At 62.7% G+C, this 25906-nt stretch carries 29 protein-coding genes; 14 read left to right on the top strand and 15 right to left on the bottom strand.

Translation table 11 applies throughout. The annotated features are described in order from the left end of the window. Window positions 1-6: 6 nt before the first annotated feature. Window positions 7-882 (top strand): MBL fold metallo-hydrolase, encoded by an 876-nt coding sequence (locus tag GSQ73_RS05980; protein ID WP_158882051.1) that lies wholly within the window; start codon window positions 7-9, stop codon window positions 880-882. Further along, on the top strand, window positions 879-1931 hold the full coding sequence (locus GSQ73_RS05985) for a TMEM43 family protein (RefSeq protein ID WP_158882053.1): 1053 nt from the start codon (window positions 879-881) through the stop codon (window positions 1929-1931). The genes GSQ73_RS05980 and GSQ73_RS05985 overlap by 4 nt, the downstream gene beginning before the upstream one ends. Before the next feature lie 3 nt (window positions 1932-1934). Here GSQ73_RS05985 and GSQ73_RS05990 read toward each other — a convergent pair whose 3' ends face one another. The 4 genes from GSQ73_RS05990 to cdd form a co-directional block, all read right to left on the bottom strand. Next, window positions 1935-2528 (bottom strand): NUDIX hydrolase, encoded by a 594-nt coding sequence (locus GSQ73_RS05990; protein WP_158882055.1) that lies wholly within the window; start codon window positions 2526-2528, stop codon window positions 1935-1937. A gap of 89 nt (window positions 2529-2617) precedes the next feature. Next, window positions 2618-3532, bottom strand: a complete 915-nt coding sequence (locus GSQ73_RS05995; RefSeq protein ID WP_174236063.1) for a 5'-3' exonuclease H3TH domain-containing protein — start codon at window positions 3530-3532, stop codon at window positions 2618-2620. After that, window positions 3520-4089, bottom strand: a complete 570-nt coding sequence (locus GSQ73_RS06000; protein ID WP_158882059.1) for a nitroreductase — start codon at window positions 4087-4089, stop codon at window positions 3520-3522. Before GSQ73_RS06000 ends, GSQ73_RS05995 begins: the two co-directional genes overlap by 13 nt. A gap of 60 nt (window positions 4090-4149) precedes the next feature. Further along, window positions 4150-4566 (bottom strand): cytidine deaminase, encoded by a 417-nt coding sequence (cdd, locus tag GSQ73_RS06005; protein ID WP_158882061.1) that lies wholly within the window; start codon window positions 4564-4566, stop codon window positions 4150-4152. Window positions 4567-4704: 138 nt separating this feature from the next. Between cdd and GSQ73_RS06010 the strand changes: the two genes are divergently transcribed. Next, a complete protein-coding gene (locus tag GSQ73_RS06010; protein ID WP_158882063.1) occupies window positions 4705-5805 on the top strand; it encodes an NAD(P) transhydrogenase subunit alpha in 1101 nt (366 codons plus the stop codon). Between the two features lie 26 nt (window positions 5806-5831). On the opposite strand, the gene GSQ73_RS06015 is transcribed toward GSQ73_RS06010, so the two are convergent. From GSQ73_RS06015 to GSQ73_RS06025, 3 genes are read right to left on the bottom strand one after another with little or no spacing between them, the layout of a single operon-like run. Continuing rightward, window positions 5832-6356: a DUF3106 domain-containing protein gene (locus GSQ73_RS06015; RefSeq protein WP_158882065.1), complete on the bottom strand. Its 525-nt coding sequence runs from the start codon at window positions 6354-6356 to the stop codon at window positions 5832-5834. A gap of 4 nt (window positions 6357-6360) precedes the next feature. Continuing rightward, entirely contained in the window at window positions 6361-6753 is a 393-nt protein-coding gene (locus tag GSQ73_RS06020; RefSeq protein WP_158882067.1) for a hypothetical protein, read from the bottom strand. Continuing rightward, window positions 6750-7331: an RNA polymerase sigma factor gene (locus GSQ73_RS06025; protein WP_158882069.1), complete on the bottom strand. Its 582-nt coding sequence runs from the start codon at window positions 7329-7331 to the stop codon at window positions 6750-6752. The genes GSQ73_RS06020 and GSQ73_RS06025 overlap by 4 nt, the downstream gene beginning before the upstream one ends. Window positions 7332-7499: 168 nt before the next feature. Here GSQ73_RS06025 and GSQ73_RS06030 point away from each other — a divergent pair, with 168 nt between their 5' ends. Then, window positions 7500-7820: an NAD(P) transhydrogenase subunit alpha gene (locus GSQ73_RS06030; RefSeq protein ID WP_158882482.1), complete on the top strand. Its 321-nt coding sequence runs from the start codon at window positions 7500-7502 to the stop codon at window positions 7818-7820. Beyond that, on the top strand, window positions 7820-9298 hold the full coding sequence (locus GSQ73_RS06035; protein WP_158882071.1) for an NAD(P)(+) transhydrogenase (Re/Si-specific) subunit beta: 1479 nt from the start codon (window positions 7820-7822) through the stop codon (window positions 9296-9298). The genes GSQ73_RS06030 and GSQ73_RS06035 overlap by 1 nt, the downstream gene beginning before the upstream one ends. 16 nt (window positions 9299-9314) lie before the next feature. Here the strand turns inward: GSQ73_RS06035 and GSQ73_RS06040 are convergent, their stop codons facing one another. Then, complete coding sequence (locus tag GSQ73_RS06040) at window positions 9315-9755, bottom strand: hypothetical protein (protein ID WP_158882073.1); 441 nt, start codon at window positions 9753-9755, stop codon at window positions 9315-9317. A gap of 235 nt (window positions 9756-9990) precedes the next feature. On the opposite strand from GSQ73_RS06040, the gene sufT reads away from it, so the two are divergent. Then, a complete protein-coding gene (sufT, locus tag GSQ73_RS06045; protein ID WP_158882075.1) occupies window positions 9991-10548 on the top strand; it encodes a putative Fe-S cluster assembly protein SufT in 558 nt (185 codons plus the stop codon). A gap of 126 nt (window positions 10549-10674) precedes the next feature. On the opposite strand, the gene GSQ73_RS06050 is transcribed toward sufT, so the two are convergent. Both GSQ73_RS06050 and GSQ73_RS06055 read right to left on the bottom strand, forming a co-directional pair. Then, on the bottom strand, window positions 10675-11163 hold the full coding sequence (locus GSQ73_RS06050) for an asparaginase domain-containing protein (RefSeq protein WP_158882077.1): 489 nt from the start codon (window positions 11161-11163) through the stop codon (window positions 10675-10677). Window positions 11164-11312: 149 nt separating this feature from the next. After that, window positions 11313-12953 carry an acyl-CoA dehydrogenase family protein gene (locus GSQ73_RS06055; protein ID WP_158882079.1) on the bottom strand — a complete coding sequence of 547 codons (1641 nt, stop codon included), beginning with the start codon at window positions 12951-12953 and terminating at the stop codon, window positions 11313-11315. Window positions 12954-13070: 117 nt separating this feature from the next. Here GSQ73_RS06055 and GSQ73_RS06060 point away from each other — a divergent pair, with 117 nt between their 5' ends. Together GSQ73_RS06060 and GSQ73_RS06065 are read left to right on the top strand one after the other, a co-directional pair. Continuing rightward, entirely contained in the window at window positions 13071-14015 is a 945-nt protein-coding gene (locus GSQ73_RS06060) for a glycosyltransferase family 2 protein (RefSeq protein ID WP_158882081.1), read from the top strand. A 44-nt stretch (window positions 14016-14059) separates the two neighbouring features. Then, entirely contained in the window at window positions 14060-15631 is a 1572-nt protein-coding gene (locus GSQ73_RS06065; protein WP_158882083.1) for a hypothetical protein, read from the top strand. Here the strand turns inward: GSQ73_RS06065 and GSQ73_RS06070 are convergent, their stop codons facing one another. After that, window positions 15632-15979, bottom strand: a complete 348-nt coding sequence (locus GSQ73_RS06070; protein ID WP_158882085.1) for a DUF2069 domain-containing protein — start codon at window positions 15977-15979, stop codon at window positions 15632-15634. Continuing rightward, window positions 15976-16578: an NAD(P)H:quinone oxidoreductase gene (gene wrbA / locus GSQ73_RS06075; RefSeq protein WP_158882087.1), complete on the bottom strand. Its 603-nt coding sequence runs from the start codon at window positions 16576-16578 to the stop codon at window positions 15976-15978. The genes GSQ73_RS06070 and wrbA overlap by 4 nt, the downstream gene beginning before the upstream one ends. A 104-nt stretch (window positions 16579-16682) precedes the next feature. Between wrbA and GSQ73_RS06080 the strand changes: the two genes are divergently transcribed. From GSQ73_RS06080 to GSQ73_RS06090, 3 genes are read left to right on the top strand one after another with little or no spacing between them, the layout of a single operon-like run. Further along, a complete protein-coding gene (locus GSQ73_RS06080; RefSeq protein WP_158882090.1) occupies window positions 16683-17960 on the top strand; it encodes a YihY family inner membrane protein in 1278 nt (425 codons plus the stop codon). 41 nt (window positions 17961-18001) lie between these two features. Beyond that, on the top strand, window positions 18002-18436 hold the full coding sequence (locus tag GSQ73_RS06085) for a TlpA disulfide reductase family protein (protein ID WP_254063315.1): 435 nt from the start codon (window positions 18002-18004) through the stop codon (window positions 18434-18436). Beyond that, window positions 18436-18702 (top strand): acylphosphatase, encoded by a 267-nt coding sequence (locus tag GSQ73_RS06090; protein WP_158882094.1) that lies wholly within the window; start codon window positions 18436-18438, stop codon window positions 18700-18702. The genes GSQ73_RS06085 and GSQ73_RS06090 overlap by 1 nt, the downstream gene beginning before the upstream one ends. Window positions 18703-18705: 3 nt before the next feature. On the opposite strand, the gene ppk2 is transcribed toward GSQ73_RS06090, so the two are convergent. The 3 genes from ppk2 to hemA all read right to left on the bottom strand — a co-directional run bounded on the left by ppk2 (window position 18706) and on the right by hemA (window position 21968). Continuing rightward, window positions 18706-19470: a polyphosphate kinase 2 gene (ppk2, locus tag GSQ73_RS06095; protein ID WP_158882096.1), complete on the bottom strand. Its 765-nt coding sequence runs from the start codon at window positions 19468-19470 to the stop codon at window positions 18706-18708. Between the two features lie 59 nt (window positions 19471-19529). After that, window positions 19530-20609 carry a peptide chain release factor 1 gene (gene prfA / locus GSQ73_RS06100; RefSeq protein WP_158882098.1) on the bottom strand — a complete coding sequence of 360 codons (1080 nt, stop codon included), beginning with the start codon at window positions 20607-20609 and terminating at the stop codon, window positions 19530-19532. Between the two features lie 90 nt (window positions 20610-20699). Beyond that, complete coding sequence (gene hemA, locus GSQ73_RS06105) at window positions 20700-21968, bottom strand: glutamyl-tRNA reductase (RefSeq protein WP_158882100.1); 1269 nt, start codon at window positions 21966-21968, stop codon at window positions 20700-20702. A 113-nt stretch (window positions 21969-22081) separates the two neighbouring features. On the opposite strand from hemA, the gene GSQ73_RS06110 reads away from it, so the two are divergent. From GSQ73_RS06110 to ispE, 3 genes are all read left to right on the top strand, one after another. Then, window positions 22082-23815, top strand: coding sequence for a tetratricopeptide repeat protein (locus tag GSQ73_RS06110; protein ID WP_254063301.1), 1734 nt, complete (start codon window positions 22082-22084; stop codon window positions 23813-23815). 13 nt (window positions 23816-23828) lie between these two features. Continuing rightward, window positions 23829-24437 (top strand): lipoprotein insertase outer membrane protein LolB, encoded by a 609-nt coding sequence (gene lolB / locus GSQ73_RS06115; protein WP_158882104.1) that lies wholly within the window; start codon window positions 23829-23831, stop codon window positions 24435-24437. An 85-nt stretch (window positions 24438-24522) separates the two neighbouring features. After that, window positions 24523-25905 carry a 4-(cytidine 5'-diphospho)-2-C-methyl-D-erythritol kinase gene (gene ispE, locus GSQ73_RS06120; protein WP_158882106.1) on the top strand — a complete coding sequence of 461 codons (1383 nt, stop codon included), beginning with the start codon at window positions 24523-24525 and terminating at the stop codon, window positions 25903-25905. Window position 25906: the final 1 nt, after the last annotated feature.

Consider the following 25906-nt stretch of genomic DNA (forward strand, 5'->3'; position numbering starts at 1 on the left):
ATAGCGATGGAATTGTTCTCGATCCTGGGTAACTCACAGCAGCTCGATGGCGGAGCCATGTTTGGCAATGCTCCGAGAGCGTTGTGGTCCCGCTGGATCAAGCCTGATGACGAGAACCGCATTCCGCTCGCGTGCCGTTGCTTGCTGGTTAAGAATCTGGACGGCCGTAACGTGCTGTTCGAAACCGGCATCGGTGCTTTCTTCGAGCCGTCGATGCGCGAGCGCTATGGCGTGGTTGAACAGCGGCATGTACTGCTCGACTCGCTCGCCGAAGTCGGGCTTTCGCATGTGGACATCGATGTCGTGGTGTTATCGCATCTGCATTTCGATCATGCCGGTGGTTTGCTTGCTGCGTGGGAAGAAGGGCAGGTGCCGAAGCTGTTGTTTCCGAATGCGCGGTTCGTGGTCGGTGCAGATCACTGGCGTCGTGCGCTTGCGCCACATCCGCGTGATCGTGCCTCGTTCGTTCACGAATTGCAGTTGCTGCTCGAAGCATGCGGACGGCTGGAACTCGTCGAAGGCGAGTATTCGCAGGCATTGGGATCGTCGGTTCGTTTCAGTTTTTCGGACGGCCATACGCCGGGCCTCATGCTCGCCGAAGTCGGTGGCGTGGCGTTTTGCGCCGATCTGATTCCGGGGCGTTTCTGGGTGCATCTGCCGATCACGATGGGCTACGACCGTTCTCCGGAAATATTGATCGACGAGAAGCGCGCTTTCCTCCAAGACAAGTTATCGCGTGACGTGCGCCTGTTTTTCACGCATGACCACGACTGCGCACTCGCGCGGGTGACGCGCGATGAACACGGCCGCTTCGGCACGGCCGACGAGCAACGCGAACTGCGCGGCGACATCGTTCCAGCGTCGGTCGGAGCAGCGGGATGATGACCGCGAAAGCGACATCGATGCCGGGCGTGATCGGCCAGATCGCGGGCGCCTTGCTTGTGCTCGCTGGCGTCGGCCTCGCGGCCATGACGGCGCGCGGTCTGTCCAATTATCACGCAGCTGTTGGCCGGCATGGCGGCGACTTGATCGAGCTGGGTGCCGACGCGTCGCCGCAACCGGGCCAGCATGGTTACATGGCGCGAATCGTTGGCACGCCGTCGGTGGTAGAAACACCGCACGATCAGGAGTTCAGCCAGCACGCCGACACGCCGCTGCTCACCCGCCACGTCGAGATGTTCCAGTGGCGCGAGATTCGCATTGGCGACGACGTGCATTACGAACTGGACTGGGAAGATCATCCGATCGATACCAGTCGATTCAGGCAGCCGGGCGGCCACGCCAATCCCGGCAGTTTCCCGATCGCCGGCAAGCAGTTCGAAGCAGGTCTGGTGCAGATCGGCGGGTTCAAGTTATCCAGCAATCTGCTGCACGCGCTGCCCGGCTCGGAGCGCATCGCGCCGGATCCCAAATCGCTGCCGGCGAATCTCGCCGCGAGTTTCAGCGAATACGACGGTTATCTGGTGACCAGCGCGCATCCGCAGGATCCGCGTCTGGGTGATTTGCGAGTGAGCTGGGACGGAGTGCCGCTGCAACCGGTCACTGTGGTGGCTCGCATCGACGGCGACCGGCTGGTGCCAGCGATCGACGCCGCCGATGGCAAAGGCTACGACGTCGAAGTCGGCGACGTATCGCTGCTCGATGAATTCCCCGATCTGCCGATACCGCCGGAATCGGTGCTGATTCGCGAAATTATTTCCGTGCTGCTCGCGGCGGCTGGCGCATTCCTGCTGATCAGGTTGAACAGTTCTCGACGGGATGCACTGCTCGCGCTCGCAATCGGTTCGATGGCCGTCGGTGCTGTCACCAGCGTGATGTATCTCGGCAGCGATGGCCACATGGCAGGCATCTGGTTGCTGATCGCGTTGCTCGGTATCGGTGTGGCGATCTGGCGGCTTCGGCGACATCCGTCGACTCCGCACCCACTCTGATTTTTATCTCGTCGCCGACGGCGGCGTGGCGATTCGCTCGTTGGTGTGTTCGATGAACCACAGGCCGGCAAACAGTTTCGGGTCGATCGAATAACCTTCGGCTGCGCGTGCGAACAGCCAGCCACCGGCTTCACTGCGTGGCACTTCATGCACGACGATGTTCTCGGTTTCGTCGCCGCCGCCTGGGCCGACTTTTTCCAGATCCCACGCGCGCACGAAAGTGATCATCTCGGTACTCATGCCCGAGGAAGACGGGCCGCAATGCACGAATTCCACGTGCTGGCAGCGGTAGCCGGTTTCCTCTTCGAGCTCGCGCTGTGCCGCAAGCAACGCGCCTTCGTCGGCCTGTTCAAGCACATCGCCGACGAGTCCGGCAGGCATCTCGATGGTGTTCTGCAGGATCGAAACGCGGTATTGCTCGACGAACAACACCGTGTCCTGCGGCGTCACCGCCAGGATGATCACCGCGCCACCGGGATTGTTGCGCTCTGCATATTCCCAGCGTCCACGCTTGCGCAGGCTCAACCATTTGCCTTCGTGGAGAGTTTCGACCGGTGCGTTGGCGTCGGCGGGAATGCGCGGGTTGGAATCGTTCATCGGCGATCACGGTTGGAAAGTTCAGCGGACATGGTGAACTGTCCCGACGGCAGCGACAACCGGCCGGCGAGATTTCTTCGACGATGTCGTCAGCGCAACTGCGCGCGCAGGCGGCTGCGTGTGAAGGCGCCGAAGCGCAGCTGCTCGCAAATGGCATCGAGCTGCGCAGAGTCGCGAGATTGGCGCACCAACAGATCGGGTGTGATGGCGGATGGCGCGTCCAGCGCGATACGCGTGAGGCGGCGATACATGCGCGCCATCTCGCCGTGCTCGCGCAATTTGACGGCGCAGGCCGCGGCACCGCGCAGACGCAGGAATGTCACTTCGTCGACGCGTTCGAGCAGCGCATCAAGGCTCCCGAAATGAGTAAGCAGTGCGGCGGCGGTCTTGGCGCCGATGCCGGGCACGCCGGGAATGTTGTCCACCGCATCGCCGCAGAGTGCGAGGTAGTCGGCCACCTGATGCGGATGCACGCCAAGCCGTTCGTGCACGCCGAGCGGGCCCCAACGCGTGTTGCGCGCGTAATCCCACTGCTCGTCGTGCTCGCCCAGCAACTGACCGAAATCCTTGTCCGCCGACACGATTACGCTACGCCAACCCATCGCACGCAGGCCCCACACCGTAGTGCCGATCAGGTCATCGGCCTCGAACGCGTGGTCGATCATCACGTGGATGCCGAGCGCTTCGGTGATGGCACGACACATCACGAATTGCCGCTCGAGCGCCGGCGGCGGCAACTCGCGATTGGCTTTATACGCGGGATAAATCGCATTGCGGAACGAGCTGGTCAGCGAGGCGTCGAAAGCCACCGCCACATGTTCGGGTTGCACGCGTTCGAGCAATTCGCACAAAAATCGCGTGAAGCCGTGAACGGCGTTGATCGGGTGATCGTCCGCATCGAAGAACTCGTCCGGCATCGAATGCCAGGCGCGAAAGACGTACAGGCTTCCGTCGATCAGATGGACGGCTGGACGTCCATCTGAAGATGCCGTCATGGCGTCCATGTGCTGAGAAGGTCATCAAGCGCCGGGCGATCACGATCGGGCACATCGATCTGCGGTGTGCCCAGATGCATGAAGCCGACCACGTGTTCATTGCTGGCGAGCCCAAGCACGGCCGCTGCCTCGCGATCGTAGGCTGCCCAGCCGGTAAGCCATTGCGCGCCGAAGCCCAAGGCGTATGCGCCAATCAAAAGATTCTGCGCGACGCAGCCGGCAGTCAGCGTTTGCTCGATCGGTGGCACGCTGCTTTCTTCGTCGATGCAGGCCACGATGACCAGCACCAGTGGCGCGAAGGTGTAGCGCAGGCGTTCCTTCTCGCGCTTGGAGTCAGACAGCTCCGGCTTGTTGCGAATCACCAGCGCGGTCATGCGCTCGCCGAAGCGCAACTTTGCCTCGCCTTGCATTTGAATCAGTCGGAACGGCACCAGCTTGCCGTGGTCGGGCACACGGATCGCCGCTTCAAGCAGGGCGCGCAAAGTGGATTCGTCCGGCACCGGTTCGCCGAGTTGCCGCGATGGTACGGAATGGCGTTGCTGCAACAAGGACAAGGCGTCAGACATGGACAGACTCGGTAGATCGGACTTTCCATGCTAGCCCGCGAATCGACATTGCGCGAATCGTCATGCGCGCGCCGGCAAACGGAACGAACCGGGCAGTAATTCCGACACGCTGGTCCGTTGCATTTCTCCGCGCAGGTTGGCGAGCAATACCGGCATGTCCGCATCACAAAGTTCGGCCATCACCTGGCGACATGCGCCGCACGGCGTGATCGGTGCGGGGCAATCGCCGATAACCGCCATGGCCGCGAAATCACCGGGCTGGCAACCGGCGGCGATCGCACTGAACAACGTGGTGCGCTCGGCGCAATTGCACAGGCCGTACGAGGCGTTTTCCACGTTGCAGCCGGTGAACCGGCGACCGTCATGCGTCAGCAATGCGGCGCCGACGAAGAAGTGAGAATAGGGTGCGTAAGCGCGGTTGCGCGCTTCATGTGCGAGCTGGATCATTTCGTCGAACGCGGTGGCAGATACAGGCATCGGGATCTCCGGCGAGAGCCCCATTCGACGCGAGCCGCGTCTGGCGGCGGGCCAGCTTACTCTTCCGTCGTCGCCGGGATCAAAGCCCGGGGGCGCGACTCCCGCTAAGATGTCCGGACCATTCGAGGGGGTTGCAGCATGCCGATCACCATAGCCGCCTTGCGCGAAACCGCCGCCGGTGAACGCCGCGTAGCGATCACGCCGGAAATGGCGAAAAAATTCCGTGGCAAGGGACTGCGCGTGCTGATCGAACACGATGCGGGACGCGCCGCAGGTTTTCCGGACGCGGCCTATGCCGATGTCGAATTTGTCGATCTCGCTGGCGTGCTGGCACAGGCGGATGTGCTGGCCTGCGTGCTTCCGCCGGATGACGCGGTGTTCGCGGGTTTGCGCGAAGGCAGCATCGTGGTCGGGCAGTTGCGTCCCTATGGCGCGCCGGCTCGCGTCGCTGCGCTGGCATTACGAAAGCTCACTGCGTTCTCGCTGGAATTGCTGCCGCGAACCACGCGCGCGCAGGCGATGGACGTGCTGAGTTCGCAGGCTGCGGTGGCGGGTTATCGCGCCATGCTGATTGCGGCGGAAGCATCGCCGAAATTCTTTCCGATGCTGACGACGGCTGCCGGCACGATTCGTCCGTCCAGGGTGCTGGTGATCGGCGCAGGTGTTGCAGGCTTGCAGGCGATCGCCACCGCGCGACGCCTCGGCGCGCAGACCGAGGGCTACGACGTGCGGCCGGAAACACGCGAGCAGGTCGAATCGCTGGGCGCGAAATTCCTCGAGCTTGGCGTGTCAGCGGCAGGCAGCGGCGGCTACGCGCGCGAGCTTTCCGCAGAAGAGCGCGCGTCGCAGCAGCAGGCGCTGGCCGAACATCTGAAATCAGTTGATGTGATCGTCACCACGGCAGCTGTTCCGGGCAGGCCGGCTCCGAAGATTCTCACCCGCGCCATGGTCGAGGGGATGAAGCCCGGTGCGTTGATCGTGGATCTCGCAGCCGAAGGCGGCGGCAACTGCGAACTGACCCGGCCCGGCGAGCGCGTGGAGCATGCAGGTGTGGTGATCCTCGGTCCGCTCAACCTGCCGGCTGGTGCGCCACTACATGCATCGGAAATGTACGCACGCAACGTGTACAACTTCTGCGAGCTTCTGGTCCATGACGCGGCGTTGCAGCCGGATTTCAATGACGAACTGATCGCGAAAAGCTGCGTGAGCCACGCAGGCGAGGTTCATTTCAAAGGTTGATGCCGTCGGGTTTAAACCGGGTGCGGTCAGGGTTTGAGGGGCGGCGTCGCGCGACCGGACTGCCTGAGCCAGCGCATGCGTTGTCCCGGTGGTATGGCGCGCCATTGACGCATCAGTTCATCACGCTGTCCCGGCGGCATCTGCCGGAAACGCTCGAACGCGGCGTGCAGGCGCTGGCGCTCGCCGGGCGGCAGCCGCTGGAATTCGGCCTGGTTCGCGCGTGTCTGCTGGCGTTCGGCCGGCGTCATGGTTTGCCAGCGCGCGATGCGCTCGCGAATTTCGTCGCGTTCCGGCGGCGGCAGGCCCACCCAGCCTTCGGCGCGCTTCATCATGCGTGCCTGCCTGCGCGGCGGCAGGCTGTCCCATTTTCCGCGTAGCGGCATCAACACTTCACGCTGTTGCGGCGTGAGTTGGCGCCAAGAGTGCGGTTGCGGCAGCGGACCGAGATCGACCGGATCACCGGAAACATCCTGGGCATGCAGCGGCACGGCAATGACGCCGCCGAGCAGGGTGGCGCAAATCAGTGACAGGACAAGGCGATGGAAGGTCATGGACTCAACGATGGGTGGGCTGGCTGTCGTTGGCTGCGAGCCAGCCGTAGAAATCGAGATCCTGATAAAGATTCGGATCGGTCTTGTCGGCGTCCGGCGGCAGGTCGTTGTCGGTGTCCGCGCTGGCCTGGATGGCGATGGCCGTCTGCGCCGACGGTGCGGCAGGGTGATGTTGATGCGGCATCGGCTGCCACACCATCAGCGCGGCAAACGCAAGCATCGCGAACGCGCCGGTGGGGATCAGCCAGCGTCGTGCGCTGTGCTTCGGTGCCGCAGAGGCAAGTGCTTCGCGGCGTGCTGTGCGCAGCCGTCCGGCGGTCACCGGATCGACGTGCTGGCTCGCCTCGCGATAGAGCTTGCGGGCGCGCCTTGCGATGTTTGTTTCAGGCGACGTCATCGCCAGTCCTCCAGTAGATCGCGCAGGTGATGCATCGCGCGCGACAGGTGTGTTTTCACGCTGCCTTCGGAGCAGCCCATGGCTTGCGCGGTTTCCGCCACGTCGAGCCCTTCCAGCATGCGCAACATGAAAGCTTCGCGCTGGCGCTGCGGTAACTGACGGACCGCTGCGGCCATATCCGCATACGATTGCACGTCGTGCAGCCGATCGAGCGGACCGGGGCCGTGATCGGGCGGCTCCCACGCCGGCATTTCGTCGCCGTCGTCGTCGCGCCCGCCGCCAAGCCAGCCCACTACGATCGAACGCACCTTGCGACGGCGCTGAAGGTCCACGATGCGCCGACGCAGGATTCCCCAGAACAAAGGCGGCCACTCGGCCGCGGGTTTGTCGCGATAGTGCTTTACCAATCGCAGCATCGCGTCCTGCACGGCGTCCATTGCATCTTCTCGCTGGCGCAATTGCATCTCGGCCATGCGGAATGCGCGACGCTCCACCTGCGCCAGAAACGCATCGAGCGTGGCGGGCGTTTCGCGTACGTCCAGCAATTCCGCGTCGAGCGCGCCGGCCACGCTGCTCATGTCGGCAGCCTCCGCATCCTCGGAGTGTGCATGCTCGTGCTGTGGCGCATCCTCGGGCTCCAGCGGTTCGACTCCGTTGATCAACGCAGCAGGCTCGCGCGGGTTGACTGTCGCCCGTATGATGGCAAGACAACGTCCTGGCGGGCGGTTCTCATAGGGTGTGGGCTCATGATCGACGGTTTCCTGGCGCTGTATATCTTCATGCTGGCGGCGTTTACCGGATATGAAATCATCGCGCGGGTACCGGTGATCCTGCATACGCCGCTGATGTCGGGATCCAACTTCGTGCATGGCATTGTGCTGGTTGGGGCGATGATCGCGCTAGGTCACGCACAGACGCCGTTCGAGATCAGCGTGGGCTTCATCGGCGTGCTGCTCGGCGCGGGCAACGCGGCCGGCGGCTATGTGGTGACCGAGCGGATGCTGGAGATGTTCAAGTCCAGCAAGCCCGATGCCCGCAAGGCCGGCGCCAGCGCGGAGAGCAAGTGATGAGCTGGTTGCCAGTGCTGATCAAGGCCTGCTATTTCGTCGCCGCACTGTTGTTCATTCTGGGCCTGAAACGCATGAGTTCGCCGCGCACCGCACGCGGCGGCATCGTCTGGGCCGGCTACGGCATGTTGCTGGCGGTACTGGCGACTTTTTTCCTGCCGGACATGCATCATCTGGAATTGATTATTGCCGCCGTGGTTATCGGCGTCGGTGCCGCGTGGTGGAGCGGCAAGCGCGTGGCGATGACCGACATGCCGCAGATGGTCGCGCTCTACAACGGCATGGGCGGCGGAGCGGCCGCGGCCATCGGCGCGGTGGAGCTGATCGGTTACGTGCGCAGTTTCGCGCTGCTGCATCCGGCGGGCGTTCCCGATACCTCGCCACTGCGACCGGAAAGCTGGGCGATCAACGCGGTGTCGTCGCTGCCGATCATCTCGCTGTTGTCGCCGGTCGAACTCGCGCTTGGCGTGCTCGGCGCGCTGATCGGCGCAGTGAGTTTTTCCGGCTCGCTGATCGCGTTCGCGAAGTTGCAGGGCTGGCTCGACAAACGTTTCGTTTTCGCCGGACAGCGCGTGATCAATTTAGTGCTGCTGGCGGCGGCTGTGGTGATCGGCATCGTGTTGATCAGCGGGCACGCCAGCCTGCTGCTGATCGTGTTGTTCTTCGCGCTGGCACTGCTGTTCGGATTGATGATGACGCTGCCGATCGGCGGCGCCGACATGCCGGTAGTCATCTCCTTGTACAACGCATTCACCGGCCTCGCCGTGGCGTTCGAAGGTTTCGTGCTCGGCAACGAGGCGATGATCATCGCCGGCATGGTGGTCGGCGCGGCCGGCACGTTGCTGACCCAGTTGATGGCCAAGGCGATGAATCGTTCGATCGGCAATGTGCTGTTCGGAAGTTTCGGCGCGAGCGGTGGCGAGGCACAGGCGATCGACGGCGCGCAAAAACCGATCGACGCCAACGACGCAGCGGTGATGATGGCTTACGCCGAACGCGTGGTGATCGTGCCGGGTTACGGCATGGCCGTGGCGCAGGCGCAACACAAGGTGTGGGAATTCGCCAAGCTGCTGATCGAGCGCGGCGTGAAAGTGAAGTTCGCGATCCACCCGGTCGCCGGTCGCATGCCTGGCCACATGAACGTGCTGCTCGCCGAGGCCGGCGTGCCGTACGATTTGATCGCCGACATGGACGATATCAATCCCGAATTTCCCAACGTCGATGTGGCGCTGGTGATCGGCGCGAACGACGTGGTCAATCCGCTGGCGAAAACCGATCCGGCTTCACCGATCTACGGCATGCCGATCCTGGATGTGTCGAATGCGAAGCACGTCATCGTGGTCAAGCGCGGCAAGGGCACCGGTTTCGCCGGCATCGAGAACGCGCTGTTCTATGCCGACAACGCACGCATGCTCTATGGCGATGGCCAGGCAGCGGCCGGGCAACTGGTATCGGAGTTGAAGACGCTCGACAGCTGAGCGTCGTTCGCCCGGGTCAACGTTGTACTGGGAGCTTGCGCGGCGAACGCTGCGCGAGCCACGCCGCGAGCAACATGCCCGCAACTGTCCATGCGATATCCGCCGGCCGCATCGCGACTCGCGCCAGTTGCCACAGCATGCCGATGCCCGCGATGCGTATCGCATCGACCAGACCCATGCTCATGCTTCCGGCGATCTCCACGCTGGCGATCAGCACGTTGACGTAGATCGAAGCCAGCGCCGCGGCGAACGCCGAGAGCAGCGCCGCAGCGCGTCCCGGTGCGAGCACCCCGGCGCGGATGGTCCAGGCCAGCAGTGCGCCGATCGGCAGCACCAGCCACGGCAGAGGATGGCGCAGATAGAGCGTTGCCACCATCCAGACCGCGCCAGCCGCCAGCCCGAGCATGGCCGCGCTGAACAGCGAAAACACCAGCGTCCACACGCGACGCAGAGTCATCGGAAGAGGCATCGCAAAACGGGTAAGTGCATGCGCGGGTCCATCGGGCAAAGCGCGCATCATAGCGTGAGCCCGATCGACGCCATCCCCGTCGCAGTGCGCCGCATCTTGAGATTTCTCCGCGCGTCCCGATCTGGAAGTGAGCTACGAAGCGGGTGTTCGCCATCCGCGGGCGTCATAATGCAAGACCCGGGTTCGGCGTTCGGCGACCCGCAAGAACAGGATTGGCGTTGGAATGAGTGGTTTCAGTCTGAGCAGCGAACCTTTCACCCTGTCGCGTGACTGCAACGCGGTGATGGTGCCGCAAGGCGATGTGGTAAACCTGCCGGCCGGGCAGATCGGCTATATCACGCAGGCATTGGGTGGCAGCTTCACGGTCTACGTGGAAGGCAACCTGTTCCGCATTGCCGGCATCGACGCCGACGCGCTGGGCAAGGAGCCACCGCCGCCGATCGAGATTCCCGCCAACGCCACCGATGCCGATGTTGAAAAGCTCGCGTGGGATCAGTTGCGCACCGTGTTCGATCCGGAGATCCCGGTCAACGTGGTGGAGCTCGGCCTCGTCTACGACCTGACGCTGGAGCCCACCGAATCCGGCAATCGCAAGGTCTACGTCAAGCTCACGCTTACGGCGCCGGGTTGCGGCATGGGCGACATTCTCGTCGATGACGCGCGCACCAAGCTGGAGATGATCCCCACGATCAGCGAGGCAGACGTGGATCTGGTGTTCGATCCGCCGTGGAGCCACTCGATGATGTCGGATGCCGCGAAACTCGAAACAGGAATGCTTTGAAACTTTTCGGCGTAACCCGAAGTCGCCGATGTTTTCCTCTCGTCATTCCGGCCTGCGCCGGAATGACGGTAAGACGTCTGAGCTAGTGAGCCAGAACGCGAATGACGAGAACGCGCATGAATCGAATCAGTTCGCTTCTTCGAATCGATTCGCGTCGCGGTTCTTGCGGACCTTGGCGGGATCCCACACGCGACCGTTCATGGTGATGTAAACGCCGTCGGGCAGCGTCTGCACCGCGGCCACGGCGCAACCGATGTTGAACACCGCATCCGAGCCCTGGAAACGCGCCGGGTTCAACGCGCCTGTGAGCACGATCACCTTGCCTTCGATGTGCGCCAGCTCGCGTGCGGTTTCGACCATCGTGTCGGTGCCATGCGTCACCAGGACATGGCGATGCGGTTGTGCTTCGATGGCCGAGCGCACCAGCGTGCGATCCTCCGCGCCCATGTGCAGGCTGTCCTTGCGCAGGATCGGAATCACATCGAACGCGAACGCCACGCCGAGCTGGCCGAGAATCTCACCGATCTGCGGCGCGCCGATCTTGTAATCCGACTTGTCGTCGAAGTAGATCTTGTCGATCGTGCCGCCGGTAGTGACGATGGTCAGATGCTGCATGGTCGATAGCCGGAGAGGGAGTCGTGGCATTTTAGCGTGTGTCGACACCCCAACGGCTGCCCGTGTGATGTTCCGTAGGAGAATCCTGTGCGCGATGATCTTCCGTTACATGGCGAAAAACATCGCGCACAGGGTGCGATCCTGCAAGGTCAGTCCAGCAGCAACGCAGTGCTGTCGGCATCGGGTGTGACCAACCGGTCAAGGCCGTGGCTGATGAAACGGCGCAACGCTGCCGCTGGGCGTGGATCGCCTTGATGGCTTGACCATGCTCCCTGGCGCGCCAGCAACGCCGCGGCGGCGCAACGTGCCAGCGTGAAGGCTAGTCCACGGGATCCTGCTTCGAGCCTGTCGCGTGAGGCCGCATGCTGATCGAGCCAGTGCGCGGCAGCGTCGATCGTTTGCGTGATCGTGCAGGCTGCGTGCGTGTGACGGTCGTCATTCAGCCAATGCACGATGGATCGGCGCAATGCGCCGAAGCTGTCGCCGGCCAGTGCGCGCAGGCTGTCCAGCGACAACACATTCGTGGTGCCTTCCCAGATCGCGTAGACCTGTGCATCGCGCAGCAGTTGCGGCAGGCCGGTGTCCTCGATGTAGCCAGCGCCGCCGAAGCACTCCAGCGCCTCGGAGCAAATCCTGATCGCAAGCTTGCCGGTCCAGAGTTTTGCCAGCGGCGTGAGCAGGCGCAGCAGGACGACTTCATGTGGTGCCGCCGCGCCGTGTTCGACGCGGCCGAGAAGATGTGCAACTTCAAAGGTCAATGCGAATGCAGCTTGGAACTCCGCCTGCATGTCCGCGAGCGTCTGCGCGTGCAGCGGCTGTTCGATCAATGGACGTCCAAATGCGTGGCGACGATTTGCGTAGTCGCGCGCCAAACTGATCGCACGCGCCATGCTGGCCACCGCGCAAACCGCATTCCACGTACGCGTGACGTTGAGCATCGGCGCGACCTGCCGCACGCCATGACTCAATTCACCCAACGGCCATGCGGGCAGGCCATCGAGATGGATTTCAGCGGTTGGGAGTTCATGCGTGCCGAGTTTGTCCTTCAGCCGATCGATGATCAGCCCGGGTTTGCGGTGCTCGCCGTCCATCGTCTCGACGTAGAAAAGCGCCAGCGCCGCGGTGCCATCGCCCATGCCCTCAGGGCGCGCGAGAGCGAGCGCAGCCTCACCGACTACGGCGGAGCTGAACCATTTGCGTCCGTGCAGCCGCCATTGCCCATTGCTGTCCTGCCTGGCGATGGTCTCGCTGTTGCCGACGTCGGAGCCGCCGGCGTTCTCCGTCATCCATTGGCCGCTAAGCCAGAAACCGGATGCGTCGCGACTGAGAAAATGCGGCAGCGCGCGATCGATCAACGCCTGGTTGCCGGAGGATTTCAGCGCGGTGGCAGCGCCGTCGGTCATCGCCAGCGGGCAGGTATAGAACTCGCTGGCGACGTGATACAGATACACGCGCGCAAATTCTTCCAGCCGCGCGAATTCGCCGTCGGCATGTCCCGAAGCAAGCACCGCATATTGCGTGGCGATGTGCGGACCTTCCTGCCACGCCGTGGTCAACTCGATGCGGTCGACCCGTTTTCCCCACGCATCCCACTGCGTCAATACCGGTTTGCGCCGTGTGCTTTGGGACGCGCGCTGCCAGGCCATCTGCGCGTAGTCGCCGAGCCCTGCAAGGTCGGCGATCAACGCTTCATGTCGTTGTGTTGGCAGCGCGCGCTCGATCAATGAGCGCAGCAATCGATCGGCATGCCATGGGTGCGCGAGTTGTGGAGCGTCTTGCAGGAAAGCCATGGTGGGGCCCTCAGTGCGGTGGCCGGAGTATAGAAGCGCGTCGTCGATCAAATCGTTGTCGGTGTCGATCAAGGCTAGAATCTGCCGATTCTGTCGCGTCAACTTAGGGAAAAAGACATGACCTGGACGCCACGCGTTGCAGTACTGATTCCGTGTTTCAACGAAGCCGTTGCGATCGGCACCGTGGTGCGCGATTTCGCGGCGCAGCTTCCGCAAGCGCGGGTCATTGTCTTCGACAACCATTCCACCGACGACACCGTTGCCGAAGCTCGCAAGGCCGGTGCCGAAGTGCGCACCGAACGGCTGCGCGGAAAGGGCAATGTGGTGCGCCGGATGTTTGCCGATATCGACGCGGATATCTATGTGATGGTGGACGGCGATGCCACCTACGATGCGGCTGATGCGCCGGCGCTGATCAGGCACATGCTCGACGAACATCTCGACCTTGTGGTCGGCAGTCGTGTCACCGAAGAAAAAGTCACCTATCGGCGCGGACATCAGTTCGGCAACCGCGCGCTGACGGCACTCACGGGATGGATTTTCGGGCGCAGCTTTACCGACATGCTGTCCGGCTATCGGGTGATGTCGCGTCGTTACGTCAAATCATTTCCCGCGCACTCGCAGGGATTCGATATCGAAACGGAACTGGCCGTGCATGCGCTGGAACTTCACATGCCGGTGGCGGAAATGCCCAGCCGCTACATCGCACGTCCTGAAGGCTCGCACAGCAAGCTCCATACCTGGCGCGATGGCTGGCGCATTCTGATGACCATCGTGCGTCTGGCGAAGAATGGACGTCCATTCGCGTTTTTCTCCGTTGCCTGCGCGATCTGCGTGGCGCTGGCGATCGGACTATCCATACCGTTGCTGAAAACCTATCTGGAAACCGGACTCGTGCCGCGCTTCCCCACCGCCATACTCAGCGCCGCGTTGGGTTTGCTCGGCGGCGTGTTTCTCGTTTGCGGACTCGTACTGGATACAGTGACACTCGGACGGCGCGAGTTGAAATACCTGGCGTATCTGAGTTGTTCGTATCCCGACACGTCAGTTGATTACACGTGATGCGCAAGCGTGCTGCAACAAAGTTCGGCACATTCCGGATCCTCTTGGTTTGCCTGCTGATCGGCGCGCTGTACTCGTTATACAAAGGCCAGGACGCCGACTGGGATCTGAAAAACTATCATCTCTACAATTGCTGGGCGTTGCTGCATGATCGACTGAACATCGATCTCGGCGCGGCCGGCATCCAGGCTTATTTCAATCCGCTGCTGGATCTTCCGTACTACTTGCTAGGCACCGGTGTGCTGAAGCATTTGCCGCGCGTGCTCGCCGCGTTGCAAGGACTCTGGTACGGCGGCCTGATTTTTTTCCTGCTGCAAATCGCCGTTCGTCTTTCGGGTTTGCATGGCCGTTCGTTCGGCGTGATCGATCTGCTGGCGGTGTTGATCGGCGCGACCGGCACCATGGCCATGTCGCAGGCAGGCCTGAGTTCAAACGAGATGCCGCTTGCGTTGTTGATGCTTGCCGGCATCCATCAACTGCTTCCGCTATGTGCTGCCGAGCTTCCATCGAGAGCATGGCGACACGCGGTGATCGCTGGCTGTCTATGCGGGATGGCGGTCGGGTTGAAGCCCACGGCAATGATCTATCCACCCGCGCTCGGGTTGGCTCTATTGTTTGCGCTGGGAGCGCGCGCAACGGCATGGCGACTGAGCGCGTTGTTCGCACTCGGGACCTGCGCGGGCTTTCTGCTGACGTACGGCTGGTGGGGCTGGACCTTGTTCGAACTCACGGGCAATCCGACATTCCCGATGTTCAACCAGTGGTTCCATTCGCCGCTGATGCCAGCCAACAGCGGAACGGATGTCCGGTTTCTTCCGCGCAGTACGGCGCAGTGGTTGTTCTATCCGTTCTACTGGATACGACCGAGCAGCGGCCTCGTGACGGAGTCCCCTGTCGCCGATGCACGCATCGCATTGACGCTGCTGGCGATCGTGGGATTGGCAGCGATGGCCTGGCTCAGGCGTGCCAGGCCATCAACAGAGCGACGCGCCGTACGATTGCTCACGATATTCGTTACGGCTGGCTATGTGCTGTGGCTTGGCATGTTTTCGATACTTCGTTACACCGTGTCAATCGAGGTGTTGTCCGGATTGATCATGCTGCTGGCGGTACAAGAGCTACCTGGCAGTCAACGGGCGGATGGCTCGGCCCGGCGCTGGCCGGCATGGACAATGTTGTGCCTTTTTCTGCTTCTGGCGGGCTCCAGTACCCATCCGGATTGGGGTCACGCACCTTATGCCGATGTCGCCTTCGACGTGCATGCACCGGCCGTCGAGCCGGGCAGCATGGTGGTGCTTGTCGGTGCACCGCAGGCATATGTGATTCCCTTCATCGACCGGGCGCAGGCCAGCCAATATCTCGGGCTGACCAACCTCACCAAGCGCTCGCAGAATCATGGGATCACACAGGCAACGCGCGAGCGTCTTCTCGCTTATCGCGGTCCGACGTATGCACTGCTGCGCGACGATGCCGGCGAATATCTTGCGATGTTGAAGCAGTGGCTGCCCGGTGCGAAGCTCACGGATTGCAGCACCATTCGCAGCAATCTGGAACACGACCAGAGCAATGTTGACGTCTCATCGAACCTGCGCTTGTGCCGATTGCAGCGCAGTTGATCAGCTGCGTGATTTGCGTCTGACGCCTGCGCCCAATGTACCGATCAGCAGCAACGTGAGCGCGACCTCGATCAGCGCCAGCCAGCGTTCGGTCGGCGAGCTCCATGCTTCGGCGATGCCGTGGCAGAAATAGAACAGGCTGAGGATGCCGACCCACAGCAGCGCGCGACGCGCATCGCGGATCGCCAGCAATGGAAGCAACAAGGGTACGACGGTGATGACGAGCACCAGCCACAGCGGCATTTGCTGGGGCGGAAATAACCATGCATACCACGCGAGCTGCAGCGCCGTGAGCGCGGCCCACGCGAACAATCCTGCGCGTTGTTCTTTTGGCAGCGTTCGCCTCACGAATTCAGCGCCAGTCGGCGCGCGGTGTCGGCGAGACGACGACCGAGTGCACGCGCAAGTTCGCGTTCGTGTTCGCTGATCGCGTTGTCGCCCTTGGCGCCGGCAACGTGACTGACGCCGTATGGCGTGCCGCCACTTTGCGTCGCAGTAAGCGCAGCCTCGGTGTAAGGCAGGCCGAGCAGCAGCATGCCGTGATGGAGCAGCGGCAGCGCCATCGACAACAGCGTGCTTTCCTGGCCCCCGTGCATCGTGCTGGTCGAGGTGAAAAGCACCGCAGGTTTGCCGACCAGTGCGCCGCTGGCCCATTCGGCGCCGGTCGAATCAATAAAGAACTTGAGCGGCGCAGCCATGTTGCCGAAACGCGTCGGGCTGCCCATCGCCAAGCCAATGCAATCGAGCAGATCCTGTTTGGTCGCGTAGGGCGCGCCGTCCTCCGGCTCGGGCGGTTGCGCGATCTCGGTCACCGCCGCCACTGGCGGTACCTGGCGCAGTCGCGCGCGCATGCCCGACACTTCTTCGATGCCGCGGGCGATCAGCCGCGCGAGCTGCGCAGTGTGGCCACTGCGGCTGTAATAGAGAACCAGGATGTCGTGACTCATGCGATGTCGCTCATGCGTTTGAGGCGTTCAGTGGCAATGCGCTAGTGTACCGACCGATAACCACGATGTTGGCGCCGCGCTGCGCCGGCGAACCCGAGGAACCGATGGCCCGACGATTCGACCGCGATCGCACGAAGAGCTTCGGGTATTTCCTTTGGCGTCGTTTTGTCGACGACAAGTGTTTCGAAACCGCCGGCGCGCTGTCGTACACCACGCTGGTGTCGCTGGTGCCTCTGACGGTCGCGGTGTTCGCGATGTTCTCCGCGTTCCCGGTGTTTGCCGATGCGCGCAATACGCTGATCGGTTTCGTGTTCGACAACTTCGTGCCGGCCGCTGGCGAGAAAGTGCAGGAAACGCTGACCACGTTCGCGGACAACGCCAAGCGCCTCACCGGCATCAGCATCCTTGTGATGCTGTTCAGCGCGTTGTCGATGATGGTGAGCATCGAGGATCGACTCAATCGCATCTGGCGCGTGAAACAGGCGCGCGGTTGGGGTTCGCGCCTGCTGCTGTATTGGGCGGCGCTGTCGCTGGGTCCGATCCTGGTGGTCGGTGGTATCGCGGTGACTTCGTATGTGACGGCGATGCCGTTGCTGCAGGGCGCGGCGGGACAGATCACCAGCATCGGCCATCGCTTGCTCAGCGTGCTGCCGTTCGTGGTCACGTTTCTCACGCTTTGGCTGATGTACTCGACCATTCCCAACTGCAAGGTGTTGCGCCGTGACGCGGCGATCGGTGCGCTGCTGGGCGCGATACTTTTCGAAATCGTGCGCTGGGGCTTCACGTTGTTCGTGCATCGGGCGCAGACGTACCAGCAGATTTACGGCGCACTCGCGGCGATTCCGATTCTGCTTTTGTGGATCTATCTGTCGTGGGTGATCGTGATTTTTTCCGCGTCGATCGCCGCGTCGGCATCGGCATTCGATTACCACGCGCCAAAAAAGATGCTGCCCGAAGGCGCCGAGTTTCTCGGTCTGCTGGTGGTGCTGAAACATTTCATCGATGCGCAGCGCGGCGGCGAGAGTCTCGATCACGCCGATGTGCGCATGCGCGAGCCATACCTGCACAGCCATCTGATCGCCGATTACTTCGACGATCTGAGTCAGGCCGAATTGATCCAGCGCGCGGAAAACGGAGGCTGGCTGTTGAGCCGCAGCCTTGACAGCACCGACTTGCTGCGCGTGTATCGCAACACGCGTTTTCGATTGCTGCTGCGCCCGGCGGAAGAGGCGGCGGCGATGGATATCGAACTGCCGGCGCCGCTGCTGGCGTTGCTCACCGAAGCGGCCGATGCGCTCGAAATGCAGCTGCGTTGCCGGCTCGACCAGGTCTATCCCCAGGACGCGAACGACGCGTCCGACACCGAGGAAATTCACGCATGACTTTTTCATCTTTGCTGCTTCGATCCACTGCGTTGTCATTGATGCTCGTGATGTCCGCGCCATCGCACGCGGCGATGCCAACTACGCCGACGCTGCATGTTGCGACGCTGGACGGAAAGACGTTCGACCTCGCCGCGCAGCGTGGCAAGTGGGTGATCGTCAACTATTGGGCAACCTGGTGCGTGCCGTGCATCAAGGAAATGCCGGACATCTCTCGCTTCGTCGCCGCACACAGGAACGTGGCCGCGATCGGGCTCGCTTACGACGACAGTGATCCGGCAGACATCAAGGCGTTCGTCGCCAAGCATCCGGTGGCATATCCGATCGCGCAGGTCGTGCTGGACAAGCCGCTGAAGGATTTCGACGAGCCCAAGGGCTTGCCGACGACTTACGTCATCGCGCCGGATGGCAAGGTTGCCAAGCTGTTTATCGGTCCGGTCACGGCGGCATTGTTGAGCGCGGTGATCGGCAGGTAATGCCGACGGCGAAGTTCATCGCCAATGGAAGAGTGCAGGGCGTGTTCTATCGCGCCAGCACTCGTGATCAGGCGCTGGCGCTTGGCCTTGCCGGTTACGCGAAAAATCTGCCCGATGGCCGCGTCGAAGTGTTGGCTACCGGCACCGCCGACGCGCTCGACGCACTCGAATGCTGGATGCGGCAAGGTCCGCCCACTGCAAAGGTCGACGCGGTGCAACGCGATGATGTCGCCGAGCAGGAATTGCACGGATTTCACACTCGCTGAAAATCAAAAAGTGTCGGGAACCCAAAGCGCCTTGTCGGTGACGTGTTCGCTTTTCGGCTTGCCCTTGAGCTTGGGCAGTTTCACTTCGGGGATCGGTTTGTCGCTCAACGGAATCTGCTGCAGAAGGTGCCGGATCAGGTTGACGCGTCCCTTTTTCTGATCGTTGAAGTCGACCACGAACCACGGCGCGTGCGCGCTGTGCGTGCGCTCGATCATCGTGTCGCGCAGTTCACCCATCTGGGCATATTTCTGTCGCGCGGCGAGATCGACGGGCGAAAGCTTCCAGCGTTTCAGCGGATCGTCAGCGCGTTCGGCGAATCGCGTTTCCTGTTCGGACTGATCCACCGCCAGCCAGTACTTGAGCAGAATGATGCCGTCGTCGGTCAGCAGTTTCTCGAACGCCGGCGCGGCGTCGAGGAAAGCCTCGTACTGTTCCTTGTTGCAGAACCCCATTGCCGGTTCGACCACCGCGCGGTTGTACCAGCTGCGATCGAACAGTACGAGTTCGCCGGCGCCGGGAAGATGCGCGACATAGCGCTGGAAATACCACTGCGTGGATTCCTCTTCGGTCGGCTTGCCGAGTGCGGCGATGCTGTAGTCGCGCGTGTCCAGGCTCTCGGTGAGGCGCTTGATCACACCGCCTTTGCCGGCGGCGTCACGTCCTTCAAAAATCACCACCAGACGTTTGCCGCTGCTGCGCAATGCGTATTGCATGCGTACCAGTTCGATCTGCAATTCCTTCATGGCCTTGCGGTAATGCTTGCCCATGCTCGCCTCGCTGATGGTTACATCGTGATATCTGATCGTGTCGTGCGTGACGAACCGGTTCAGACGTTGCCGAGTGCCTGCAACTGGTCGGCCTGGTTTTCGCGGGTCAACGTTTCGATCAATTCGCGCAGGTCACCCTGCATGATGTCGGTCAGATGATAGAGGTTGAGGCCGATGCGGTGATCGGTCACCAGATTGTCCTTGTAACGATAGGTGCGGATGCGCTGGCTGCGGTCGCCGGTGCCGACCTGCAGGCGTCGTGATTCCGCTTGCGATGCGTTTTGCTTGCTGCGTTCGGCATCGAGCAGGCGCGCCTTGAGCAAGCTCATCGCGCGCGCACGATTCTTGTGCTGGCTGCGTTCTTCCTGACATTCCACCACGGTGCCGGTCGGCAGGTGCGTGATGCGGATGGCCGAATCGGTTTTGTTGACGTGCTGGCCACCTGCACCGGACGCGCGAAACGTATCGACTTTCAGGTCGGCGGGATTGATGTCGATTGCTTCGATCTCGTCGAGCTCGGGCATGATCGCCACGGTCGCGGTCGAGGTGTGTATGCGGCCTTGCGACTCGGTGGCCGGCACACGTTTCACGCAGTGCGCGCCGGATTCGAACTTCAGTTGCGAATACGCTCCCTTGCCTTCGATGCGCGCTACCACTTCCTTGTAGCCGCCATGTTCGCCGGCATGTTCGCTCAACACTTCGACATGCCAGCGGCGGCTCTCGGCGTAACGCACATACATGCGAAAAAGATCGCCGGCGAAAATCGCCGCTTCATCGCCGCCGGTTCCCGCGCGCACTTCAAGATAGAGATTCGCTTCGTCGCGCGGATCGTTCGGCAACAACAGCAGTTGCAGTTCGTTGTCGAGGTCGAGGAGCTGCTTTTCGAGCCGCGCGATGTCGTCGGCCGCCATCTCGCGCATCTCGGGATCGTCGAGCATGGCGCGGGTGTCAGCCAGCTCATTTTCGGCTTCGCGATGTTCGTGCAACGACTTCGTCACGGGTTCGAGCTGCGCGTATTCCTGCGAGAGCTCGCGAAAACGCGCGTTGTCGGCAAGCACGTCGGGTTGCGACAGCAGCAGGCCGATTTCTTCGTGACGCTCGGCGAGTGCTTCGAGCTTGCAGCGGATCGATGGGGTCATGCGTGAATGCGTGGCTTCTGTGTAGGAGCGCACCCTGTGCGCGATCGCTGGTCGGATTGTCGCTGCGTGATTCGCGTGCAGGATGCGCTGCTACGGTGCTTCGGAGTCTTCATCCAGGCCGTATAGACGTCCGGCTGCGTGCAGTAGATCGAGATCGCCGCTCAGTGTCGCTTCGCGCAATCGCGCACTGGGGTGATGCAGCAACTTGTTGGTGAGCGTGTTGGCGAGGAACGCCAGGGCCTCGTCCGGCGACTTGCCGCGCGCGAGCATGGCGCGTGCCTTGTCGAGCACTTCATCGCGATGGAGTTCGGCGTTCTGGCGCATGTCCAGCGCCGGATTGCGCAGCGTGAGCGCGCGGCGCCATGCCATGTACCGATCAACCTGCAGGTCGATGATCGCGCCGGCCTCGCGCGCGGCGGCCTCGCGTGAGCGGCGGTTGTCGTCGATGACCTGGCGCAGGTCATCGATGCCGTAGAGATATACGTCGGGCAGGTCGCCGACGCTGGCTTCGATGTCTCGCGGCACGGCAATGTCGACCATGAACATCGGCTTGCGACGACGTGCTGTCATCGCCTTTTCGACCATCTCGCGCGTCAGCACCGGCAGTCGCGCAGCGGTGGACGAAATCACGATGTCAGCTTCGGCCAGGTGTTGCGGGAGATCGGCCAGCGCGATCGCATAGCCCCCGTAGCGGCCAGCGAGTTCCTGCGCGCTTTCGAGCGTGCGGTTGGCGACGATGATGCGCCGCGCATGCTTGTCGGCGAGGTGGCGCGCGGCCAGTTCGATGGTGTCGCCCGCGCCGATCAGCAGCACGCAGGCCTGCCGCAGGTCGGTGAATACCTGCTCGGCGAGTCGTACCGCGGTAAACGCGACAGACACGGTGTACGCACCGATGCGCGTATCCGTGCGCACGCGCTTGGCGACGGCGAAGGTGTGCTGAAGCAGGCGGTCGAGCGGTGCCTTCAATACCTGCGCATCGCGTGCCTGCTGATAGGCGTCCTTCACCTGGCCGAGGATCTGCGGTTCGCCCAGCACCATCGAGTCCAACCCGGTGGCGACGCGAAACATGTGACGCACGGCGTCGCTTTCATCGTGCCTGTACAGGAACTCGTCCAGCTTGCCGGGAGTCAGACGGTGGTGACGGCTCAACCATGCCAGCGGAATGTTCTCCGCGCCACTCGCCACGCCGACGTACAACTCGGTTCGGTTGCAGGTGGACAGGATCATCGCTTCTTCCACGCCCGGCTCGCGCGTCAGCTCAAGCAAAGCGCTGCCGGCGGCGTCCGGATCGAACGCCACCTGCTCGCGCAGGGCAACAGGCGCGGTGAGGTGATTGAGCCCGAGGGCGATCAGCGGCATATCTTGGGTGAAGCTTCCCGAAGGGCGGTGGTCGGCGACGTGGGCTAAGCTTGACGGGTCTGTCGTGAGCGATGACGCGCACGGCTGCATTGGTGGACGGTACGGAGAGTAGTGTGCGGAGCAGGGCGTTCAAGTTCAAGCAACTGCGGCATTTTACGGCAGTCGTGCTGGTCGTGCTGGGCGGCTGCGCAGTGGCTCCGTCGCGACCGGCGCCGAAGGTCAACGCGAGTCCGCAACCGTTGGCGCGGTTGGTGATCGCCACGCCTGACACCGATCACGATGTGCTGGCCCAGTTGCTCACCGGCGAGCTGGCGCTGGGCCATACCGATTTGAAGACCGCATCGGACGCCTATGGCAAGGCCATGCTTTCCAGCAACGATCCACGCGTGGCCGAACGCGCTACCTCGCTGGCGCTTGCCGTCCATGACAATGTCGCCGCCCGTCGCGCGCTGGATCGCTGGCAACTACTGGGCGCGCAACCGGTCGCCATGGCGGAAGCGCGCGCCGGGTTGGCGATAGCACAAGGCGATTCTGCCGAAGCGAAGCGCCAGCTCGAACTGCTCACCAGCAGCGGCGCCAAGGATGCATGGCGGACTTTCGGGCGCGTGCTGCTGGGCGATTCCGATCAGGCGCAGGCTGCGCAACTTCTTCAATCGCTGGCGACACCGAAACGCCTGCCGGCGGATCCGCAGGCGTGGCTCGCGATGAGCGAGCTTGGCGACAAATTCAATCAGCACGCGTATGCCGTCGGTATCGCCGACGCGGCCATGCAGAAGTTCGGAACGGCCGAAACGTATGCGTGGGCCGCGCAGGTGAAATTCAAGGACGGTGATCACGCCGGTGCGCGCGCGTTGTTGCAGAAAGCCATCGCGAAGGCGCCGCAGAACATCCAGCTGCGTCTGACCTACGCCGGCGTACTTACCGACGCGGGCGAGTACGCAGAGGCATCACGCCTGCTCGATCACGGCCCACAGAATGCCGACACTTTCGCCATGCGCGCCGCACTCGCCGCGCGCAACAAGGACGCCACGGCACTCGCTTCGATTTACCAGCAAATGCAACAGGCCGCGCCCGATGTGCGCGAACGCAGCGCTTACCTGCTCGGGCAACTCGCCGAAATGCAGCATCGCGACGATGAAGCGCTGGCCTGGTACGGACAGGTGGGCGATGACGACGCCCATGCGTTCGATGCCGACCTGCACAGCGCGATCATCCTGCAATCGCAGGGCAAGACTGACGACGCGCATCAGCTGCTCGAACAGATGCAGACGGACTATCTCGAACAGCCTGCGCAACTGCGTCAGGCCTATGAGGTCGATGCCGAGCTCTACATGCGCGATTTGAATTACGCGAAAGCCGAGGATGCTTTCAGCCATGCGTTGCAGGTGGTGCCGAACGATCCGGGCCTGCTGTACGGACGCGGGCTGGCCTATGCGGAAGCCGACCAGATCGATCAGGCGGTGCAGGATTTCCAGCAGCTTCTGAAGATCAAGCCCGGCGATATCGATGCGAGCAACGCACTCGGTTTCACGCTCGCCGACGCCAATCGCGACCTTCCCGAGGCCGAGCGTCTGATCAACAGCGCGCGGTCCGCCAAACCCGACGACCCGGCGATCGCGGATTCCTGGGGCTGGCTGCAATATCGCCTCGGCCATCTCGACCAAGCCGTCCAGACGCTGCAGAGTTCATGGCTCGCGCGCAAGGACGCGGATGTCGGCGTGCATTTGGGCGAGGTGTTATGGAAGCAGGGTCGCAAGCAGGATGCGCAGCGTGTGTTCGAGGAAGTGCGCAAGCTCGATCCGCACAACACTGCATTGCAGAACACCCTGAAGCGGCTTCACCTTTGATGCGCGTGAATCCATGAAGCGAAACCTCCGATTCCTTGCCGCCGCCTTGCCGCTGCTGCTCGCCGCCTGCGCGCCTGCCGTGCGCATGAAAGGCGATGCGGGCCTGCTCGACGCGCAACGCACGCGCGAACAGCAACTCGCGTCTGCGGAGCACTGGACGTTGCAGGGTCGGTTGTCGATCTCCGATGACAAGGGCCACGGCGGCACCGGCAGTCTCGTGTGGACGCAGGATGGCGAGTACTACACCTTCGAGATGCGCGGCCCGGCGATCAGCGGCGCGAATTTCAGGCTCAGCGGCGGCCCGGACGGCGCGTTGCTCGAAGGCTTGGCCGAAGGTCCGCTGCGTGGTCCGGACGCCGAGGCATTGATGCGCAAGGCGGTCGGCTGGGCGGTTCCGCTGCGCGATCTGCGCGCGTGGGTGATGGGTTTGCGTGCGGACAGCGGCCCGGCGGAACTGAACTTCGGCACGGATCGACTGCCGTCGCTGCTGCAGCAGGACGGTTGGGTGGTGGACTATCGCGAATGGGATGCGGCACATCAGCCGCCGTTGCCGAAGAAGGTTTTCGCGACGAATCCGCCTTACAAGGTTCGCCTCTCGATCGAGTCCTGGAGCTTCAGGTAGCGCCGCCAGCTTTCGGCTTGCGTTAGGCTTTGCGGCCTTCTGAGATTGTCTTGATGCGCAGCTTCGCAGCACGCACGGAATCACGATGTCGTTTTCGATAGAACGAGCCGATGCGAGCCAGGTCGATGCGCTGTGCGTGATCGAACGCGGCGCGGTGCAGCTGTTTCGTGGACATGCGGCGTGGTCGTCGTACGCATCGATGCCGATTCCGTCGGAGTTGCTGTTGCAGGCGATCGAGCGTGGACGGGTCTGGACTGCATCGAATGCGCGTGGCGAGCCGGTCGGCTTCATCTGGCTGGACGATTGTGGCCATGGCGATGGCGTGGGCATCGCCGAATTCGATGTGTTGCCCGCACACGGCAAACAAGGCATTGGCGCGGCATTGCTCGAACACGTCTGTGAGTGGGCGAGTGCAGCCGGTTATCGGCGGATGGATCTGGGAACGCTGGCCGATGTGCCGTGGAACGCGCCGTTCTACGCCAAGCATGGCTTCACGGAAGTGGACAAGAGCCACGCTGATTTCAAACTTGCCCTGCGCCGTGACCGGGAGAATGGTTTCCCCGATCATCTGCGCGTTTTCATGAGTCGGCCGCTGCCGGCGCCGTCGCATGGCGAATGGACGGTGTGGCCGGCGCCGGCCAAGCTCAACCTGTTCCTGCGCATCGTCGGTCGTCGCGACGACGGCTATCACGAGTTGCAGACGGTGTTCCGCCTGCTTGACTGGGGCGACGAGATCCGCCTGCGGCTCCGTGTCGATGGCGTTATCGCGCGTGTTTCGCAGTTGCCTGGCGTGGACGCCGACACTGATCTGGTGGTTCGCGCGGCGCGGCTCTTGCAACGCCATTCGGCGAGTTCGATGGGTGCCGACATCGCAGTGGAAAAGCGCATCCCGATGGGCGGTGGGCTTGGCGGCGGCAGCTCGGATGCAGCCACCGTGCTGGTGGCGCTCAATCGTTTGTGGAAGCTGGGATTGTCCGAGGACGAGTTGGCCAGTCTGGGCCGCGAACTTGGCGCGGATGTGCCGGTGTTCGTGCGCGGGCGTTCGGCGTGGGCCGAGGGCATCGGTGAACAACTGACCGCATTGCCGATGCCCAGGCGCCATTACGTGGTCGTCGATCCCCACGAAAGCGTGCCGACAGCCGCGCTTTTTCAAGCGTCTGAATTGACACGAAATGCCCCCCGGGCGACAATTTCATCCTTTGCTTCCGGTGAAACAACGGAAAACGCCTTCGCGCCGGTGGTGCGTGCGCGGCATCCGCGGGTTTCCGCAGCGCTGGACTGGCTGGATGGTTTCGGTCAGGCGCGGCTTTCCGGCAGCGGTGGCTGCGTGTTTCTGGAAGCGAAATCGTTTGATCGGGCCATGGCGATTGCCAGGCAATGTCCGGCGACGTTCACGGCGCGGGTTGCCGCGGGAGTCGATGTTTCACCTTTGCAGATTGCGCTGGCGCGGCACCGCGACAGTCATTGAT

The sequence above is a fragment of the Rhodanobacter sp. L36 genome (assembly GCF_009765755.1).
Taxonomy (GTDB): Bacteria; Pseudomonadota; Gammaproteobacteria; order Xanthomonadales; family Rhodanobacteraceae; genus Rhodanobacter.